General features: G+C 39.4%; 12 protein-coding genes. 3 read left to right on the forward strand and 9 right to left on the reverse strand.

The window, feature by feature from the left end; all coding sequences use genetic code 11:
- Positions 1 to 66 precede the first annotated feature (66 nt).
- Together KEF85_RS11710 and KEF85_RS11715 are read right to left on the reverse strand one after the other, a co-directional pair.
- Positions 67 to 1074 (reverse strand): NAD-dependent epimerase, encoded by a 1008-nt coding sequence (locus KEF85_RS11710; RefSeq protein WP_215580780.1) that lies wholly within the window; start codon positions 1072 to 1074, stop codon positions 67 to 69.
- A 1427-nt stretch (positions 1075 to 2501) separates the two neighbouring features.
- On the reverse strand, positions 2502 to 3593 hold the full coding sequence (locus KEF85_RS11715; RefSeq protein ID WP_215580782.1) for an acyltransferase family protein: 1092 nt from the start codon (positions 3591 to 3593) through the stop codon (positions 2502 to 2504).
- Between the two features lie 408 nt (positions 3594 to 4001).
- On the opposite strand from KEF85_RS11715, the gene KEF85_RS11720 reads away from it, so the two are divergent.
- From KEF85_RS11720 to KEF85_RS11730, 3 genes are all read left to right on the forward strand, one after another.
- Positions 4002 to 5420 (forward strand): undecaprenyl-phosphate glucose phosphotransferase, encoded by a 1419-nt coding sequence (locus KEF85_RS11720; RefSeq protein WP_215580784.1) that lies wholly within the window; start codon positions 4002 to 4004, stop codon positions 5418 to 5420.
- A 285-nt stretch (positions 5421 to 5705) separates the two neighbouring features.
- Positions 5706 to 6827 (forward strand): IS4 family transposase, encoded by a 1122-nt coding sequence (locus tag KEF85_RS11725; protein WP_215580786.1) that lies wholly within the window; start codon positions 5706 to 5708, stop codon positions 6825 to 6827.
- 499 nt (positions 6828 to 7326) lie between these two features.
- Positions 7327 to 8403, forward strand: a complete 1077-nt coding sequence (locus KEF85_RS11730) for an acyltransferase family protein (protein ID WP_215580788.1) — start codon at positions 7327 to 7329, stop codon at positions 8401 to 8403.
- A 101-nt stretch (positions 8404 to 8504) separates the two neighbouring features.
- On the opposite strand, the gene KEF85_RS11735 is transcribed toward KEF85_RS11730, so the two are convergent.
- The 7 genes from KEF85_RS11735 to KEF85_RS11765 all read right to left on the reverse strand — a co-directional run bounded on the left by KEF85_RS11735 (position 8505) and on the right by KEF85_RS11765 (position 19726).
- A complete protein-coding gene (locus KEF85_RS11735; protein ID WP_215580790.1) occupies positions 8505 to 9710 on the reverse strand; it encodes a glycosyltransferase family 4 protein in 1206 nt (401 codons plus the stop codon).
- A gap of 36 nt (positions 9711 to 9746) precedes the next feature.
- On the reverse strand, positions 9747 to 10805 hold the full coding sequence (locus KEF85_RS11740; RefSeq protein ID WP_215580792.1) for a Gfo/Idh/MocA family protein: 1059 nt from the start codon (positions 10803 to 10805) through the stop codon (positions 9747 to 9749).
- 22 nt (positions 10806 to 10827) lie between these two features.
- A complete protein-coding gene (locus KEF85_RS11745; RefSeq protein ID WP_215580794.1) occupies positions 10828 to 11973 on the reverse strand; it encodes a Gfo/Idh/MocA family protein in 1146 nt (381 codons plus the stop codon).
- Positions 11974 to 12924: 951 nt separating this feature from the next.
- The gene (locus KEF85_RS11750) at positions 12925 to 13962 is read right to left on the reverse strand and encodes a WecB/TagA/CpsF family glycosyltransferase (protein ID WP_215580796.1); all 1038 of its coding nucleotides are present in this window, start codon (positions 13960 to 13962) and stop codon (positions 12925 to 12927) included.
- A gap of 1004 nt (positions 13963 to 14966) precedes the next feature.
- A complete protein-coding gene (locus tag KEF85_RS11755; RefSeq protein WP_215579912.1) occupies positions 14967 to 16088 on the reverse strand; it encodes an IS4 family transposase in 1122 nt (373 codons plus the stop codon).
- 968 nt (positions 16089 to 17056) lie between these two features.
- Positions 17057 to 18241, reverse strand: coding sequence for a glycosyltransferase family 2 protein (locus KEF85_RS11760; protein ID WP_215580798.1), 1185 nt, complete (start codon positions 18239 to 18241; stop codon positions 17057 to 17059).
- 60 nt (positions 18242 to 18301) lie between these two features.
- Positions 18302 to 19726 (reverse strand): O-antigen ligase family protein, encoded by a 1425-nt coding sequence (locus KEF85_RS11765; protein ID WP_215580800.1) that lies wholly within the window; start codon positions 19724 to 19726, stop codon positions 18302 to 18304.

The raw sequence follows: 19726 nt of genomic DNA on the forward strand, positions 1-19726 counted from the left end.
CATATGGAAGTCGATTAGTATGACAGCGCTTGAATCGATACCCTCCTGGCTGACCGTTTTTTAAACTTATACTTGATAGTAATCGCGATACCACTTCACAAAATTTTCGATACCCTGGGAAATGCTGATACTTGGCTTATAACCCACATCTGCCACCAAGGCTGCTACATCCGCATAAGTATCCGGTACATCGCCTGGTTGAATTGGTAATAGATTTTTTTCAGCCGTTTTACCGAGAAAATGTTCCAGTGTTTCTATATAAGTCATTAACTCCACTGGCTGTTGATTACCGATATTATAGACCCGCCAAGGCGCACGACTGGTAGCAGGATCCGGCTTTACACCATCCCATTCCAGATTAGGTTGAGCGTTATGATCTAGCGTTCTGATCACACCTTCAACTATATCGTCAATATAAGTAAAATCGCGACGATGTTTGCCATAATTAAATACATCAATTTTTTCACCTGCCAGTATGGCTTTGGTGAACAAAAACAAGGCCATATCCGGACGTCCCCACGGACCATACACGGTAAAAAATCGCAGTCCGGTGGTTGGCAGTTGATAAAGATTGCTATAAGTATGCGCCATCAATTCATTGGCTTTCTTAGAAGCTGCGTAGAGACTAAGCGGATGATCGACATTGTCATGTACAGAAAACGGCATGGCTTCATTGGCCCCGTATACCGAGCTGCTGGAGGCATAAACCAGATGTTCTACCTGATGATGCCGACAACCTTCCAAAATATTTAAAAACCCGACGATATTGCTGTCTATATAAGCATGTGGGTTTTGTAATGAATAACGCACACCAGCCTGGGCGGCAAGATTAATCACTTTTTGTGGCTGGTATCGTTTAAACAGAGCCTCTACTCCGTCTCGGTCTGCAATATTCAGCCTAACATCAGTATAACCCGCGTGGCTCTGAATACGCGCCAGCCTGCTCAGTTTTAAATTGACATCGTAATAATCATTCAGGTTATCAACTCCGATAACTTCGTCACCTCGTTCCAGTAATTCGACAGCCAGTTGATTACCTATAAAACCGGCGGTGCCTGTTACTAAAATTCTCATCGTTTATAACCTCACATCGGTTTGTATAGCTGCAATATTTAATTGTAGACTTTGTTACTACTCAATCTCTGGTCTTCTGGATAAGAAACCAGCAGGCCATAATACATTACATAATGATTTAATATCGTTTCAAAATATAGTCATAAAACCGTTGAATGTACCAAGAAAGTAGAATAATAGGCAAACACCAGAAAACCAAATAATAGGTGATACATTACCTCGCCTGGAAATATACTTTCGCATTAAAAAACTGGCTTGTTAATTAAATACATAACAAAACTTAACATCCCAAAAACATTTTTCCAATAAGGAATAAAATACCGGGCAAAAAAGAACCATTAATAATTTCCCGAAAAACTCCCATTTTCAATTGAAAACCAGATTGACAAGATCAAGCCAGTTGATAGAAAAACCTTACTTAACTCAAACTTGACCATACAAATTAATGGCAGTACTAGCAGATAGAATACCATAATCATGGTAATGAACCAAAGTATAGCGTGTAGGTGGCAGATAAAACATTAAAACCCATAGCCCCGCCTTCAGTAAAGCCAGCTTACCAGGTAAATTTGCCATTGCAAACAATCTGATAGAAAACATATAAAGTCGATAAAACCTTAAAACCTTAAAACCTTAAAACCTTAAAACCTTAAAACCTTAAAACCTTAAAACCTTAAAACCTTAAAACCTTAAAACCTTTTTTAAAGTAAACCTTATGTACACTATGAAAATCCGGTTTTATTTCCTTACCAACCAGTAAATATTCAGATAAAGAAGGCATAAATCCTAAATAATAACTACTAGGTGTTCTGTAATTGGATTCTTGGTTTCGAGCAACACTAAAGTGCAATTCAACGGAAATATAGGACACTGGCTACACACAGAATTTCAATAAATATAAATCAATTAGCTATTCAAAAGTTTACACATCAAATGGCTTGACAAAAATTGGCAAAACACCAGATTATAATGTGACATTCATTAAAGGAATTAACTTTAGTCAAAATAAAAAAGACTCTATGGCAATCAGTCAAAAATTTATAATTTTGAAATATCCAAGAAAAAGAACAACTGATCTACATAAAAATAAGCATAAAATTTGACAAAAAACCAATAAACTTAGCCTTTAGTGATAGTTTTTGGAAGAATATTTGATGCTTGATTCAGTATTATCAGGCATGAACCGAGCTTAGATCTGACTGGTCTAGCTTTACCGTCACCATTTAATGATGAATAGATTTTCACAACACTCACTTATAACTAAAATCAACAGTTAGTCATATGAACCAATCACACGCCTTACCTGCACTGCAATACTTATCCACATCTGATTTTTATCATAGTCTCTTGGTATGCTTTCAGCACACGCCAAAACTTTCAAGTTCTTTCACAGCTTTCTCTGCATATTATAGGGTTGAACATGGGGTTTAACTCTTAGGTGCTGGTTTTCCAGAAAAATGGTGACTCCAGACAATGCTTGGCCGTTCAATCAGCAGAAACATGAGCCAACTGGCAAAAATGCAAACTAATATAGATAAAATAATACCTATAAGTTCGATATTTAAGGTCTCAGGATAAGCCCAACGATTGACTATGCGAAACACAATGCCCGTCAAAGGATTGTGTAGCAAATAAAGACTATAAGAAATGAGCGCAATGAACTGTATCCACTTCCATGATAACCATTTTCCCATTGCATCCCACATACCTGCGAGTAATAATAATATCCCGGTAAACGCGGTGATTATGGTAAATAGAGATTGGGTATAGATGCCGAAAACTAAAACGACTACACAATAAATACCTGCAAATACTCTAATTTTACCAGACTCAAGCCATCCCCAGCAAACCAGAGCACCTACCAGAAAGCTATACCAATAAGATAAGAACCCGCCTCGCCAAAGCACGTTTTCAGTGATATGTGCTGGCCACAATAAAGCGATAATCCCTGCCGTACCAAAAACCCAAAGCCGGGCATACTGACTTGAACTTGTTTTTTTGGAATCTGCTACTAATATTAACAACGCAAATGCTATATAAAACTGTATCTCGATACATAAGGTCCAAAAAACCGAACTGATTCTAGAACTGGCTAACAGCTGTTGCAAATAGACTAAATGAGCCAATACATCACTTATGCCAATTTGCTGCATTCCTTCACCTAAGACTTTGGCTTTAAAATGATTTATGATCAACATAACCACTATTGTGAAGTAGTAGGGTGGGGAAAGTCGGGTTAGGCGACGCAGTAAAAACTGGCCTGCCGTTTTGCCGTCAACTTTAATCTGACGAACGGTGTAAGCCATAACAAAACCACTCAAAACAAAAAAAATGGAAACTCCGAGATAGCCCCAGTCAAAAATTGCTGTGTCCAGCCAATTTGGCAAATTGGCTTTGATACTAGCAATGTGCTTTCCTTCAGACATGTGGTAAAAAACAACCCATAGTGCAGCACAAGCCCTCAGTCCGTCAGCAAACGCCACGCGTGAGCCGGTTGGATTTAAAACCACATTACTCATACGATTTACCTTGAATTACTTCTGTGATGATCCATTACTCCCACCAAATTTTGAAAATCCGTATCAAGCTATGCTAGGCTATTGATCGGTTCAGCTGGCTAGAGCATTAGATGGGGTCAGCGCTTGCAGCTTTTATGATTATTCTGTTCTGGAACCCATAAGCACGGTACACGGACATAGAGCTGCATAGGTTTCAACAAGCAGACCTTTAAGCAGCAAAGTTTAACCACTTTCCATCCTATCGCACTTTTTAAAAATATGCCAATCCTACCGCATAAGCCACGCTTAAACTGTCGAAAAAAATTATTATTGCAAGCATTGAAGCTATGCTTTAGATTATCAGCATAGAACATAGCGAAATTTAATTTCACCGAATCAACTAGTTTTACACTAACCTTTCTCCTGAATATGAATCAAAATCGCTCAAAAGGATTTATCCGGCCTTTGCAACCGCTCCAAGGCTTGAAACGTGCTATGGATACCGGACTCATCTTTATCATGCTTTACGCAGCCTTAAGAGTTTCAGCTTTACCTCTTACCACAGAGTATTTAGCCCTATTCATTGTTTGCACCGTCCTCTACGGGATTTTTGCTGAACAGCATGAAATTTATTACGGCTGGCGTGGGGATCCTATGTTTGATGTGGCCATGCGTATCTTGATGTCATGGGTACTAGCTTTCGCTATTGTCATCAGTTGCCTATTCATGTTTGATTTCGGCTTCGCTTTTTCCAAGGAGGTACTGGAAATCTGGCTGCCCCTCACCTCGCTCGGCATTATTTCTTTACATACCATCCGTCGCCTGATCATGTCACACATGCATGCTCTAGGCATAAACGTACGAACTTATGCTGTGCTAGGTGCCAATAAACTGGGACAACGCCTTGATCACGCTATTTCCGAAATGCCTTGGTTAGGTTATAAATGCGTTGGTTTTTTTGATGACCGCTATGAAAACTCCGAGCGTTGTCAAGACATCCATAACCCAGATAGAGTAATAGGCGGTTTTAAGGATTTACTGGAGCAGGCTCAACTGGGTAATATAGATCATATTTATGTAACTTTGCCCTTACGTGCCGAAAAACGTGTTAACCAGTTGATTAACGAACTGGCTGACAGTACTGTCTCAGTAAATATAGTACCTGATTTTTTTACTTTTAATTTGATGCATTCAAAGCTAAGCAGTGTTAAAGGTATCCCGGTCGTCAGTGTGTTCGACACACCTTTAAATTCGGCGCTGGACGGTTTTTATAAACGCTTTGAAGATTTGCTACTGTGCGCAATTATACTGCCACTAATTGCTATTCCCATGGCGATTATTGGTGCGGCGGTTAGGCTGACTTCTCCTGGTCCGGCAATTTTCAAGCAAAAACGTTATGGAGTAAATGGCGAAGAGATTGAAGTTTGGAAATTCCGTTCCATGACTGTCACTGAAAACGGTGCCACTGTTACTCAGGCCACTGTCAATGATCGACGTGTTACCCGCTTGGGAGGCATTTTACGCCGCACCTCACTTGATGAATTGCCACAGTTCATCAATGTATTACAAGGTAGAATGTCTGTGGTCGGTCCTCGCCCACACGCTATCGCCCATAATGAATTTTATAGAAAACAAATTCAAGGCTATATGTTACGCCACAAAATGAAACCGGGCATTACCGGCCTGGCGCAAATCAATGGTTGTCGTGGTGAAACCGATACCATAGAAAAAATGCAGATGCGTATCCACTACGATTTGGAATATATCCGCCACTGGTCAGTATTTTTGGATTTAAAACTGGTATTTTTAACTATTTTTAAAGGCTTTGTTAGCGAGCAGGCTTATTAAATCATAAAGACTAGAAGAGATTTACTTAAATTTGGCACCTACTGCTTGCTGGGTTCTATTCAGAACCGCGAGAAGAATCAATCTCAAAAGTGCTAGAGCGGATTATCTTATTAAATTGACCTTCTTTACTTACGACTCTACTGCAGAAACAGAAAAATTATCTTAGTTCTTGGCTCTGTACACGACAAAACCTAAAAACCGGCTAAAGAAGATGATCTAAGCTTATGACTTGAAAGCCCATCGCAAATCTGTTTCACTCTCTAATGACTAAAAAAGGGGGTGAACATGGACTTAAACGATGGGCTTAGAGCGATTTTAAAAGACCATGTGTCTTGGAGCAAGCGCCGTTTAGATTGTTTTATCGGTCTGTTACTGGCGTTAATCCAATCCAGGCACATGAATTTAACGCAATTAGCGGTGAATTTTGGTGGACAGGCGACCTTAAAGTCCCGGTACAGGCGGCTTCAGCGTTTTTTTCAAACCGTTGTTTTTGATTATGACGCCGTGGCGCATCTGATCATGCAGTTGTTTGATTTTAAGGGCCAGTCGTATTATTTGACTCTGGATCGCACTAACTGGAAATGGGGAAAGGCCAATCTGAATATCCTCACCCTGGCGATTGCTTATAAAGGCATGGCGGTGCCGGTGTACTGGTTGGTGTTGAATAAGCAGGGTAACTCCAATCAGCGTGAACGAATCGCCTTATTGCAACGCTTCATCCGGCAGTTTGGTCGGCATGGCATTCAAGGCGTATTGGCTGACCGGGAGTTTATTGGCGATCAGTGGTGGCAATGGTTAACAGACCATACCATTCCGTATTTGATTCGGATGAAAGACAATCAGTTACTGACCAATCGCCGCCACGCCGGAAAGCCCGTTCAAGCCCTATTCCGGGATTTAAAGGTGGGCGAGCAGCGCGTACTGAGGAAAAGACAGCGCATTGGCGATCAGTGGGTTTGGTTGAACGCCTTAAAATTAGAGACCAACGAGCTATTAGTGTTGGCCAGTAACCAGCGCTTGGCTCAGGCGATTCAAGTTTACGGCCAGCGCTGGCAAATTGAAAACCTGTTCCAATGCTTGAAAGGGCGCGGCTTCCATTTAGAAGATACCCGGCTGACCCGGTATTATCGGATTAAGAAAGTCATGGCGCTCCAAGCCATTGCTTTTTGCTGGGCCCATAAAGTCGGGGAATGGAAACATCGAGCCGTTAAGCCGTTAACCATCAAACAACACGGTCGCCCGGAATGTAGCTTGTTTCGTTATGGGCTAGACGAGCTGAATAACTTTTTGTTGAAAACGGTTAAATCGGCTGATGAGATGCTTCGATTCTGGATTTTGTTTTTATGTCCGCCGACTATGATCGATTATGACCGAAGTCGGTCTGGGAAAATAACCCTCAGAATTTAAGTGGCGCGTTTTGTCGTGTACAGAGAGTTCTTGGTAAAGAAAGTGAAAACTCTTTTAACAGGGGGTTATCGCCTGGCATTTGCTGCCTTCCACCCCAACTCATTGATATACATTAATAAAGACACACCTAAATATACTTAAGCAGGGGTTAAAAAGGTTCATCCAGACATCTCAAAATAGTGTTTATACTGCAATAGAAGCAAGTAAGGATAAAGAAAAAACGACTTATTCTCGAGTTTTATTTTGTGCAATTAAGCTGTTATGGAAAAGCATACAGACTCTTTAGAAATATACCTAAGGCTACTATGACCATCGCTAATATTGTCTATCAGATATCATTTCATCAAAGAACGGCATTCTCTAGCAACACCGTTTGAATTGGCCTCTGGCATTCTGGCGTTGCATTGAATTCACCATGAATCAATTTGGTTTTTTCTAAGACCACTCGAAAACCCGATAGCTTGTTAAAGTACGCGGCTTAAAGATATAAATTTGAAAAATGCAGAAATCATTACTCGCCAAACAAACAAAAGAATTTTATATACCCTCACTTGATGGCATTCGGGCAATAGCTATTCTATTAGTTTTTTTATCCCACATTGGTTTAGGTCACATTATTCCAGGAGGACTTGGTGTAACCATATTTTTTTTTCTAAGTGGATTTCTTATCACAACTTTATTAAGAAAAGAATATGAAAAAACAAATACCATAAATTTTACTCATTTCTATATACGCCGTATTTTTAGAATTTGGCCAAATTTTTATTTTGTACTTTTTAGTGGCGCAATTCTTACTATTTACGGAATTATTCCTGGCGAAATAAAAATAATGCCATTTCTATCTCAGGCTTTTCATTACGCCAATTACTATTTAATAACACATGATAATAGTGGAAAAACCATAGGCTCTGAAATTTTCTGGTCACTCGCAGTTGAAGAGCATTACTATTTAATATTCCCTTTTCTATATTTACTATTGCTACGATTGGGATTATCGCAACAAAAACAGTTTTTAACTCTTCTGCTTTTTTGCATATCAATCTTGGCTTGGCGTTATTATTTAGTATATGAAATGAATGCCAGTAGTGTTCGCACATACTATGCCTCTGATACACGATTCGATTCTTTATTCTTTGGATGTAGTTTAGCTGTATACAGAAATCCTGTCTTGGATGATATTAAAAATAGTGACAAGACACTTAAGTATATCTACATCCCACTAGCTGTGCTTATCATTGTAATCAGCTTATTATTTAGGTCCGAACATTTTAGGGAAACTATAAGATATTCTTTACAAGGTGTTGCGTTGTATCCACTTTTTTGGGCTGCAATTAGATTTCATAATTGGGGTGTATTTAGGATACTAAATTTTAGGGCAATGAAATTTATGGGCTGGCTGTCATATTCATTTTATTTAGTCCATTTTTCAGTTATAAAAGTTGTTTTTCTGCACACCGAAAATTTGCCCATTTATATTTCGGCCAGTCTTGCTTTTATTATATCGATAACTATAGCTTATCTGATATATATAGTTATAGAAGCGCCTTTTACACGTTTACGTAAAAAACTAATTTAAGCTTTGTAAATTATGACGTTCACATATATTTCAAGTTGAGTCGATCTGGAAACGTGTAGAGCGGTTCTCGGCACCCTCCAGCTATAAACATTGGGCTTAATTCAACTTGGGTTGATGGACAGAAATTTGCTATATAACTGCTGGGAAATTAGCTTCAGGTTATGCTCCTGAGCAACACGAGCATGGCCTTCCCTACCCATCGCAGAGAGCTGAGCAGGGGTTGCCGTTAGAGCTTCACGAATAGCATTACTGATATCCTCAACAGAACCAGCAGGAACTAACCAACCGCATTTTTTATCGACAAGTTCTGGTATACCAGCAATATAAGTCGAAATCACAGGACGGCCTAGTGCAAGCGACTCCATAATAACCACAGGTAAGCCTTCCGCAAAACTCGGCAATAAAAATGACCGACATTCTGAAATCATTTTTCTAACTTCTAGATTGGCCTTCCAGCCATGTAATTCGATTAAATCTGCAACATGGTATTTTATTATTTCTTCTTCAAGTGCATTTCTGGATTCGCCATCACCAATCAAGTGTATCTTTAAGTGGGGGAAGTCCGGTTTTAACAGAGCCAATGCTTGAGGGATTAATAACTGCCCTTTTTGTGGACATAGTCGGCCTACACAAATAAGGTTTTGATTGTCATTATTAAAGTCATAATTCGGAATAAATTCATCAACATTCAAGCCGCAATGAACAATAATAATTTTATCCAGGTAAGTAGGATTACTAAATCTTATCAATTGTGCCCGACAAAAGTTGGATATGGCAACTACAAAGGCCGCATGATGTATCTTAAGCGCCATGCTGATAAATTGAGGATCAACAAATTCATCAGGACCATGGGAAGTAAAACTGTAGCTCACCCCCCCCATTTCTCGAGCCAGCATTGCTACGGTAGTGGCATTGGTGGCAAAATGAGTATGAACATGTTGAATGCCATCGCGTCTTGACTGCCTGTAAAAGTAAGTTGCCTGCAACAAATAAGCTATATGCTTGATAGTTATGCCGCCGGCGTTTTTGCATACCTTACGCCACAAAATCAAGGCATGAAATAAACCAGTAGCATTAGCAAACAATACAATAAAAAAGGCCTTGAGTAAGCCAAAGGCATTGTTTGTTAATAGGTATTGCGTCTGCGATTGTTCGGCAATATCTAATTCATCCACCAATTCTTCGCTCCAGTGCCGCACTGCATAACGCTTTATTTCTATCCCCAAGCTCTCAAGACTTTCTATTTCACGACGAATAAACGTCGTACTAGTCATAGGGTAGGAGTTCATCAAATAACCAATTTTCAAAACTAATATTCCTTTAGATTTAAATCAATTCATCAATTACAACTTGTTTGCCTGATCAATCACTTCTAATACTTGCGTCGATGCACTGAGTGAAAAAACATTGCTGACCAATTTATCAGTGCGATATAACTCGCAAAAATGATTGATTAAGGGTAAATATTGGTTACCACCATAAGTGTGATGTTCTAATTTACCTGCACTTTTAATGGTGTTAATCCGTCGTAACAAAGAAGATTGACGTAAGTGTTGTTTTAGTCTTTCCTTTATGGATAAAGACTGAATACCTAATGTCGGCAGCTCAAGGCTGGCTCTTGAAACCCTGATAGATTCAGCACCTATTACAGGCGGTTCCAAACTGATAGATCCACTAGTTGAAGATAAAACGGCTCTGTTTTGTAATAGTACCCTGAATGAAACAGCAAGTTGAGACTCCGCACCATTGTTATGAAATAGTTGTAATGCCGCATGAATGTCAACCCCTTCTGGAGTTCTATCAACCTTGCCTAATATTTGATTGACAGGGCCAAATAATTTAAGCGCTAAGGCAATTGGATAAACGCCTCTATCAAGTAATACACCGCTTCCAACAGTAGATGCATATAATCTTGGCGAAACTTCCTTACTAACGGGATACCCAAAATCCGAATAGAGATACAATGGTGTACCTAATTCTGTTTCCTCATATGATTTAAACAATCGCTGATAAGTTGGCAGAAAAAATGTCCACATAGCTTCCATGCACAACTTGCCTGCTCGCGCAGCTGCTTGCTCGATTTCTTTACTTTCTGATGCAGAAATTGCAATGGGTTTCTCGCACAATACGGCTTTTCCGGCATTTAAAGCCGATAGAGTGGACTGATAGTGATTTTCAGTAGCATTGGCAATATAAACTGCGTCAATTCGTTCATCTCTCAACAATGCATCAATGCCATGGTAGGCTTGAGGAATTGCGTGAAATTTGGCAAAAGATGCTGCCCTATCTTTAGATTCACTGGATACGGCCAGGATTTTAACTCCAGATGCGGCTGTCAAAGCAGCCATCATAGTGGCCGCCATTCTACCTGTACCAATGATGCCAAAATTAATTTCACTCATAATATTTATATGTTGTCGGTGATTAACTTAAGTTTGCCCACGGCATGGGTGATTGAGTTGGGCAACTAGTTTTCATTATTTGTACGCCAGCCTTATCAAGTGAATTCTGAATTGCTAATGTCACTTCATTCAGGTGCAATGCAAAGTCAGCTGAAGCTCTTGATGGCCTGCCTTCTTTGATTGCGGCTAAAATTTCTGCCGGCCCTAATGCAAAATTCATTGCTGCAGCGCCCCTAGTTGGCACTTTGGGATGTGTTTTTCCCGTCAGTTTAATTTTTCGGGCAAAAAATCCATTTATTAATTTTCGGCGTACGACAAATCTTTTGCGTAATTTTACGCTAGCGCTATTTTGCCAGCATTCATCCACTTCCAAAATACCTTTATCACCAATTATCTGTAAGTGATGGTTGTGGGGTGCAATAATTCCACAAGTTAGTCTGGCAACCACACCGGATTTAAAAAATAAAATAGCCACAGAAAAATCAGGTGCCGTTTTATCGCCATTTGTCAATTTATTGGGTACTAATTCGGCAGAAGCCGATACAACTTTCTCTACGCTACCAAAAATCATCATTAACCAGCATAGGTAATATCCGGCATGTTCAAGCGTGCAACCCACCAAAAATTCATCGCGATAGGGCCAAGGCGCACCTGATTCGCTTTCCCATTTTTGATAGGGAGCCTGACTAATAAAATCATCATCCAGCTCAGCATAAATTAACAATGGATTACCTATCATTTTTTGACGTACGGCATGCCAGAGAGTTTGGGCAACTTCACTCAAATAACTGCAAGGTGCTGATGCTAGGATAAGTTTATTTGTAGTGGCTAATTCATGAAGTTCATATGCCTCATCCATATTAACAGCCAATGGTTTTTCACTATACACATGCCTTCCTGCTAGAAGGCAACGTTTACTGATTTCGAAATGTGATCCAGGATTGGTTAGGTTTAATATCAAATCAGGAATTTCTTCGGTGTCACCTGATAGGGCTAAAAGATCATCAATTGAAATGGCAGGCCTTACATTCCAGAAACTTGAAAAAGCGGCTAAACGTGCAGCATCCCGGTCAAACACTTTCAATACTTTGATATCAGAAAATGTTTCGAGTGACCTCATGTACAGGTCTGAAACAAAACCTGTGCCAATTATAGAAATTTTTGCCATATTTATTTAATAAATTAACTCGTTTATCTGCTGACTTTTAAGTCAAGCAGGCTGTTGATAAAGTCATTTCGAAGAAAATTCACTGCGTGATTTTACTGTGTTAAATGCTAAATTGGTCTTTAATCACCATATATTGTAATACCGCCCCTAAAGTCAAGAAAGTTATTGGACTTAACTAAGCGCGAATAAGCGATTCCTGCAGTAGAGCGGTATTACCCAATTTTGTATCTCAGCCCTGGATTTTGTACACCGGCCTAGACTTCACTTTACCACATCAATACGACACATCACTTTACCGAGATTATGATTTAAAACTAATATGAGGGGAAGTGAATTTGTTCAGTATTTCAATAACTAAATTTGTCCACAATCTTGGCTGGACTGATTTTAGTACCAGGTGAAACTATTAACCACCAGGTAAAAAGCATAAAAGTGGGCTAATTATGCCTTATTTGACAACCAGGCCTTATCAAAAGCGGCCATGCACTGAATCTTGTGTAAAGAGAGCCAACCCGCCGAACGGACATCAAGGTTATAGGCATGGGTTGATTAGGACAATACGAGGTTTTGCACAATGGTTGATCCGGCACTAATTTCTTTCTAATAAGAAGAGTGAATGCTTATTCAATTTGGACATAGCATTTACCAACGCGTACCTGACAAATCGTATAGCGTTAACAAATACTTTAGCGCGAAGACTTGTTCAGGCCGATTAGTAGGCTAGCAATAATCTCTACTCCAAATTAATGCGAGTAATCCTGCTTAGCCAGATCTTAAGGATGTTCATTCTCCACCGATAATGCGCGAGTGGTTTTCAACAACTTATACAAAGTAATCGTTTACTGAGCTTGGACTACATTGTTTCAACATATTTATCAAGCATTCAACCACCAAAAATGGTCAGCGCCTACCCGTTAAATTGAGTGTAGAGGCAAACTTTATATTTGTATATTAGACGCCAAGTAAAAAACTTGCACAATTCCAATCGAAAATTTTCTTGTTGATGTCATTAATATTGATTACTGATAGTTTTTGACCACTTTTTTCAGTATAGCCATATAGTAGCATCAGAAATCCGATAAAAGCAGAATCTATTATTTTTACATTAGCTAAATCGAGTTCTATATCATAGCCATCATTTAGTTTTTCAGCTAAAGTAAAACGAAGTTCCGCCAAATTCTGAGCCAAACATGAACCATCCAGACGAACCAGTAATTTTGACTCTTGTACTTGTAAATCAACTTGGATATTCGACTGTTCTCTGAGGAGTTTTCTATTTAGCCTAATCCAGACAGCATACGGAATAACTTTGTTTACCAGTAAATTGAAAAGATGCTGAGCATCGTGAAAATAGCGTTGCCAAAGCTTTGGCTCTTGATAAATGCGCCACAACCACTCAAAACCTAATGATTGAAATGTCATGGGTGCACGTTTAATGGTTCCCGCAACAAAATTAATTACCGCGCCCAAGTGGCATACAACTGGAATATTAAGCTTGTGCCGATTTTGATCTATCCAAGCCTGACCTTTTTTTGCCCCTAAGGCCACCACTAAAAAATCTACCTGACTCTCATTAATTTTAGCAATGCTGCTTGGGTCGCTCATTGAACTAATATCGGCAAAACCAGGGGACTCAAAGCCCACAGAGACCATATTCCTTCCCTCTGCATTCAGGCGCGCATGAGCTTTTTTAGCAACGCCATCTATTCCACCGAAAAAATAGACTTTTAAGGGTACCTTGGTACGTTCTTCCCTAAGTACTTCAAAAAAACTGGCACCAGAAACGCGTTCTTTTATCGGCAAATCTAATAACCTAGCAATCCAGATTATTGGCATGCCATCGGCAACACATAAATCGCTATGAATAACTGAATTGCGGAAAACACTATCAATTAGACTAACTATGACAAAATTGGTATTAGGTGTAGAAATAAAACACGGAGTTTGATCTGCAACAGCTGCTCGAATTTTATTAATAACAGTTGCCATTGGAATCGCATCAAATGGTAGTCCTAAAATACAATATACTTCTCGGGTCAAATTTACCATACTTGCGAGGCTTATCATATAGCTACTAAACTAGTAGCTACTAAATTATTTGGGTTTGCAAAACTTACACACAAACTACTAAATTAATCTGCACCATACTCAGCATGGATTAAAATTAAAAAACCATTTTTTAAAACGGTAATTACCATAAAATGGCCCTGCGAAATCTGTGTGGGTTGGGCAATGAACCTTGTGAGCTATGCATCCGCAAAATTTAACCGGTAAATAGTGCTTAAAAATTACAACCACTGCTTCGATTGCCTATCCCACACTATAAACGTTTAACACAATTTCTAAATCAATTATCACTATTTTCACGTTAAGAATACACGTTCATTTATTTATTTCTGAACTATTTGAATATCTACAAAATACCTGTTGGTAGATATCAAAATAATCCTAAATTACTCAAGAAATGATTCATGCCAATCCACATAAATCTGCTCTACCCATTAGCAGGACATCACGCTACACCACAGCATACCGTACCTTAACAGACCGGACTGTACGGTACCGTACTAACAGGTTAGTCAGTCAAGTGGCCTTCAAGTTCCAAGCTAAGGCCACTTATTTAATACCGTTGACATTCGCAACTGCTCCAAATAACCTCATACTGTCACGAAAATCAACATAAAAAACATCACGCCAATCGCGCAAAATGCCAGTATTTGCATAATTTACAGCTATTGATGAACCATTCTAAGTTTCAGAATTAAATCTTAACACAACTCTAAAAATAAAACCTCACAATCATTATAAGCAATTGAATTTAATGGTATTTATTTTTACAGTCTTTACATGTTTTTTGCCTGCAGCTCACTATAAGTAACCAAAAAGCATGAGTTTTCGCTTTTACTCCGAGCCAGTTTGTACCACAAATTGGTACGCACTATGAATCAGAGGAATCATGTATAAACATCTCTGTACACGACAAAACGCGCCACTTAAATTCTGAGGGTTATTTTCCCAGACCGACTTCGGTCATAATCGATCATAGTCGGCGGACATAAAAACAAAATCCAGAATCGAAGCATCTCATCAGCCGATTTAACCGTTTTCAACAAAAAGTTATTCAGCTCGTCTAGCCCATAACGAAACAAGCTACATTCCGGGCGACCGTGTTGTTTGATGGTTAACGGCTTAACGGCTCGATGTTTCCATTCCCCGACTTTATGGGCCCAGCAAAAAGCAATGGCTTGGAGCGCCATGACTTTCTTAATCCGATAATACCGGGTCAGCCGGGTCTCTTCTAAATGGAAGCCGCGCCCTTTCAAGCATTGGAACAGGTTTTCAATTTGCCAGCGCTGGCCGTAAACTTGAATCGCCTGAGCCAAGCGCTGGTTACTGGCCAACACTAATAGCTCGTTGGTCTCTAATTTTAAGGCGTTCAACCAAACCCACTGATCGCCAATGCGCTGTCTTTTCCTCAGTACGCGCTGCTCGCCCGCCTTTAAATCCCGGAATAGGGCTTGAACGGGCTTTCCGGCGTGGCGGCGATTGGTCAGTAACTGATTGTCTTTCATCCGAATCAAATACGGAATGGTATGGTCTGTTAACCATTGCCACCACTGATCGCCAATAAACTCCCGGTCAGCCAATACGCCTTGAATGCCATGCCGACCAAACTGCCGGATGAAGCGTTGCAATAAGGCGATTCGTTCACGCTGATTGGAGTTACCCTGCTTATTCAACACCAACCAGTACACCGGCACCGCCATGCCTTTATAAGCAATCGCCAGGGTGAGGATATTCAGATTGGCCTTTCCCCATTTCCAGTTAGTGCGATCCAGAGTCAAATAATACGACTGGCCCTTAAAATCAAACAACTGCATGATCAGATGCGCCACGGCGTCATAATCAAAAACAACGGTTTGAAAAAAACGCTGAAGCCGCCTGTACCGGGACTTTAAGGTCGCCTGTCCACCAAAATTCACCGCTAATTGCGTTAAATTCATGTGCCTGGATTGGATTAACGCCAGTAACAGACCGATAAAACAATCTAAACGGCGCTTGCTCCAAGACACATGGTCTTTTAAAATCGCTCTAAGCCCATCGTTTAAGTCCATGTTCACCCCCTTTTTTACTCATTAGAGAGTGAAACAGATTTGCGATGGGCTTTCAAGTCATAAGCTTAGATCATCTTCTTTAGCCGGTTTTTAGGTTTTGTCGTGTACAGAGTATAAACATATCAGCAATTCTCATAATATACCAAGTTGATACTGATGGAATTTACTAAAAACTGGGTGGTCAAGTGAATAAATAATCACAGCTTAAGTTTATAGTTCCTAAGATTTTGTTCCTAAGTAATTTTTCGATATAACGAAAACCCTGATGCAAACCGGCAAACTTTAGCTTTAGAAGCAGTCACCAACGATGGATTACCTAAAGCATTGGCTTTATTTATGGCTATCGGCGTATTGCTCGACACGTGAAATAAGCAAAAGCTATCCCGATCTTGATGCTGAACTGTTATTTCACGGGGTTGAATGTCAAATTCGCGTATTTTTTCAATAAATGAAGCCCACCCGCCACGCTTCCCTCAATGAAGTTATCCGGTTGGTCGCCATGTGGGCTGGTTTAGGGCGGGAAAAGACCATGAAGACCATAGACTGAAAAACACTTTGATTGGGGTTACAACGAGTGATAGATTTTACAGAGGAATTTAGTTATGCGCGGAAAATACAGACTGAGTGAGTTGTGATCGCTGGTTAACGCAACTCATCAGTGAGTCGCTATTTTTGCGAAAGCTTGTTTAGGGGCATCCCAGCCCCAACAAGCGGCAAAAATTACGCGACCGCTAATGCCTCCGGCGGCCCCGATTCGTCCTCCTCACCTCGTTCCGACCCAACAAGGGGATCGGAACTTCGGCTCCAAGTGACTTGACGGCGTTTCGCGATGCCTTGCAGGTTTTCTCCGCTTCGCTTCGAAAACCCGCCCGGCGCTACGCCTATCGGGGACTAAAAATCTTCGCTCCACTTACGTTCCGCTTCCAAGATTTTCAGCGTTAGTTGTTAATTTAAAGGATACTAGGCCATCATTCCCGGCTTGACCGAACCCACTCAACTTGTTTCGCAACCAAAAACTTTAAATATATTGGAATTTTCCAAAATATATAAACTGGCACAGAAACTAAATCAGTAAATGACAAAATATTTCGGCCTTGAATTACCCAACTTCCTAGGACAGCAAATGTCATTAATGCAACCCCAAACACAGATACTACTAGAGGCATTAACCATCCAAAAAATAAGTAAGCAGTGAAACTTAATATTAAAACCGCTGTACTAATCAAAATAAGTAAAGTTAACGGCGGAATACACAAATCAAGAGCCATCGCAAACGCGTAAATATCTAAAGATTTTAGGGCCTTAACAAATAATCGCGGGCATTCAGACACTATCAGTGACAAATGACCATGTTCCCAACGAGTTCTCTGGGTCTGCATACCAACGCTATTGGTCGGAAAATAACTGATAACTTGTGCATCTGGACAAAAAATGGGCGGACTTCCGTCATAGACTAAGTCTATTCCCATTTTTAAATCCTCGACAATCTCACCATTAGCCAGTTCCAATTTACTTATAATCGCCCAAGGGAAGGTATTACCAGTACCAAACAAAGAACAAGGTAAGCCTAAACGATATAACCCCCTCGGTCTAACCATCGTTTTAATGGTATGTGCAAATGCGGCAATTCTGGTTTTCAAGCCAGCTCCAGACCCCGCAAGCATAAGATAAGTGGCTTGGACAGGTCGACCAGTTTCAGTACAAGTTAAAACCAATCTGGTGATGGTGTCTTCACTAATTTGGCAATCGGCATCAACAATTACAACCTGTGCCGGCGGCGTATCCCGCAAATACCGTAAGCCATAATCCAAGGCATAACCTTTACCTTTCTTACTGGAATCATTGCGCTCAATCACTTCAGCGCCACAATTACGAGCAAGAGTCGCCGTCTGATCAGAACAATTATCAGCAATTACTATAATACGATCATTTCCTTGCAACTGTGGAATTATTGAATGTAAGGTGCTTTCAATGACGGACTCTTCATTATGCGCGGGTACTAAGACGGCAATATTTTGACGAATTTCAGTCTTTATAGGACGTTGTGCGAAGCTGGAAATTCCAGCAAATAACTGAATAGCAAACACACAAATAGGTATTAACACTAAAAAAGCCAATCCTAGTACCAAATACTCAACAATGGTAATGATCATATTCCATTAATTTTACTTATTTTATGAAAAAAGCCAACTCTATGTTTTAACAAGCATTCCCTATCTTAAGAAAATAACTTTCTTTTGTCGAGCTATATTCACTTCAGAATCAGTACAGCGAGTGGCATTTTGTTCAACTAAGCCCAATGATAATGCCGCACCTATGACAAACCATAAATACCAATTATATAGCAAATAATCCAACATATTATCAGAATACGAAAACATTACATATTGTAACAATAATTGCAAAATAGTGAATCTTACAATTCTATCGATCACATAATTTCTGATAACGCGATACGCAATTATGACCAAGGCCCATGAAAAGGCAAGTAAGCCAATAAACCCAGTTTCGAAAATTAATTGAATAAATACACTATGAGCATCCATACCAAGGCCACCAAACAACCCAGAATAATATCTGAATGAATTACCACCATAACCTAGTAGGTAACGCGAGGGCTGCATCCATTCTATCGAGTGTTGCCATAATTGTTTACGCCATGTATATGAATCGAGCCTGCCATATTGTAGATATTCACCGCCAATATTTATATCCATCAATCTATCACGAATTTCAGGCACAAATAAAGACATGCAAGGTGCTACAATTAATACAAAAAAAAGTAATCTGCGATCATAACAAAGGCCATAAAACATAAAATACACAAAACAACCAACCCAGGCACTACGGGTTTTGGTAAAAACTAACAGGATTAACATGATAACAATATAAGCCATCAAAAACCTGCGCATTTTCTGAGTAAGATTTATCATCTTAGTATTAATAGCACCATATATTAGTGTTGCCATAAAAACAAGATAAAATGCAAAAATATTAGGATGACCAAAAGTACTTTCTATACGAAAGCCTTCTATGGCATTAGAATGAATACCAGGTGAATGTCTAACCAATTCATAGTAACCAAATAAAACAGGGACGATTGAGGATAACAGAATAATTTTTATCCAGTATATAAAGTCTTCACGCGATTTTATTAAAGTAAATGGAAAAGCGAATATTGCTATATAAGAAAAAATGTTAAAGTTGAATTTGATTGCACCGACAAAGCTAGGTGCTAAAAACATTGATAACAATACAACTAATAAAAAACCACCCCACACTTTACTAGTTATATCTAATGCCGGATAAGGTTTTTTTTGTATGGCAAAAACAGCTAGACCAATAACTAAAATGTTAACCACACCGCCTAATCCAAAACCGGAATTTCTTCCACCTAATTTTGTTAATTCAAAAACAGGATCTAAAAATGAACGACAAAGTAATACCATTAAAAATAAAAAATCCCTAGCAAATACCAATAACATCACAAAAATAATCATGATGGGAAACACAAATAGAACTGCTTTCTTTTCACTAAAGATATCAACAAAACCGGGAATAAACATCCCTAAAAAAATCACTACTAGCAGGATAATAAAAGAAATAATGATATTTTTAATATTTATCTGAAATAGCAT

Source organism: Methylomonas paludis (assembly GCF_018734325.1).
In the GTDB taxonomy this organism is placed as follows: Bacteria; Pseudomonadota; Gammaproteobacteria; order Methylococcales; family Methylomonadaceae; genus Methylomonas; species Methylomonas paludis.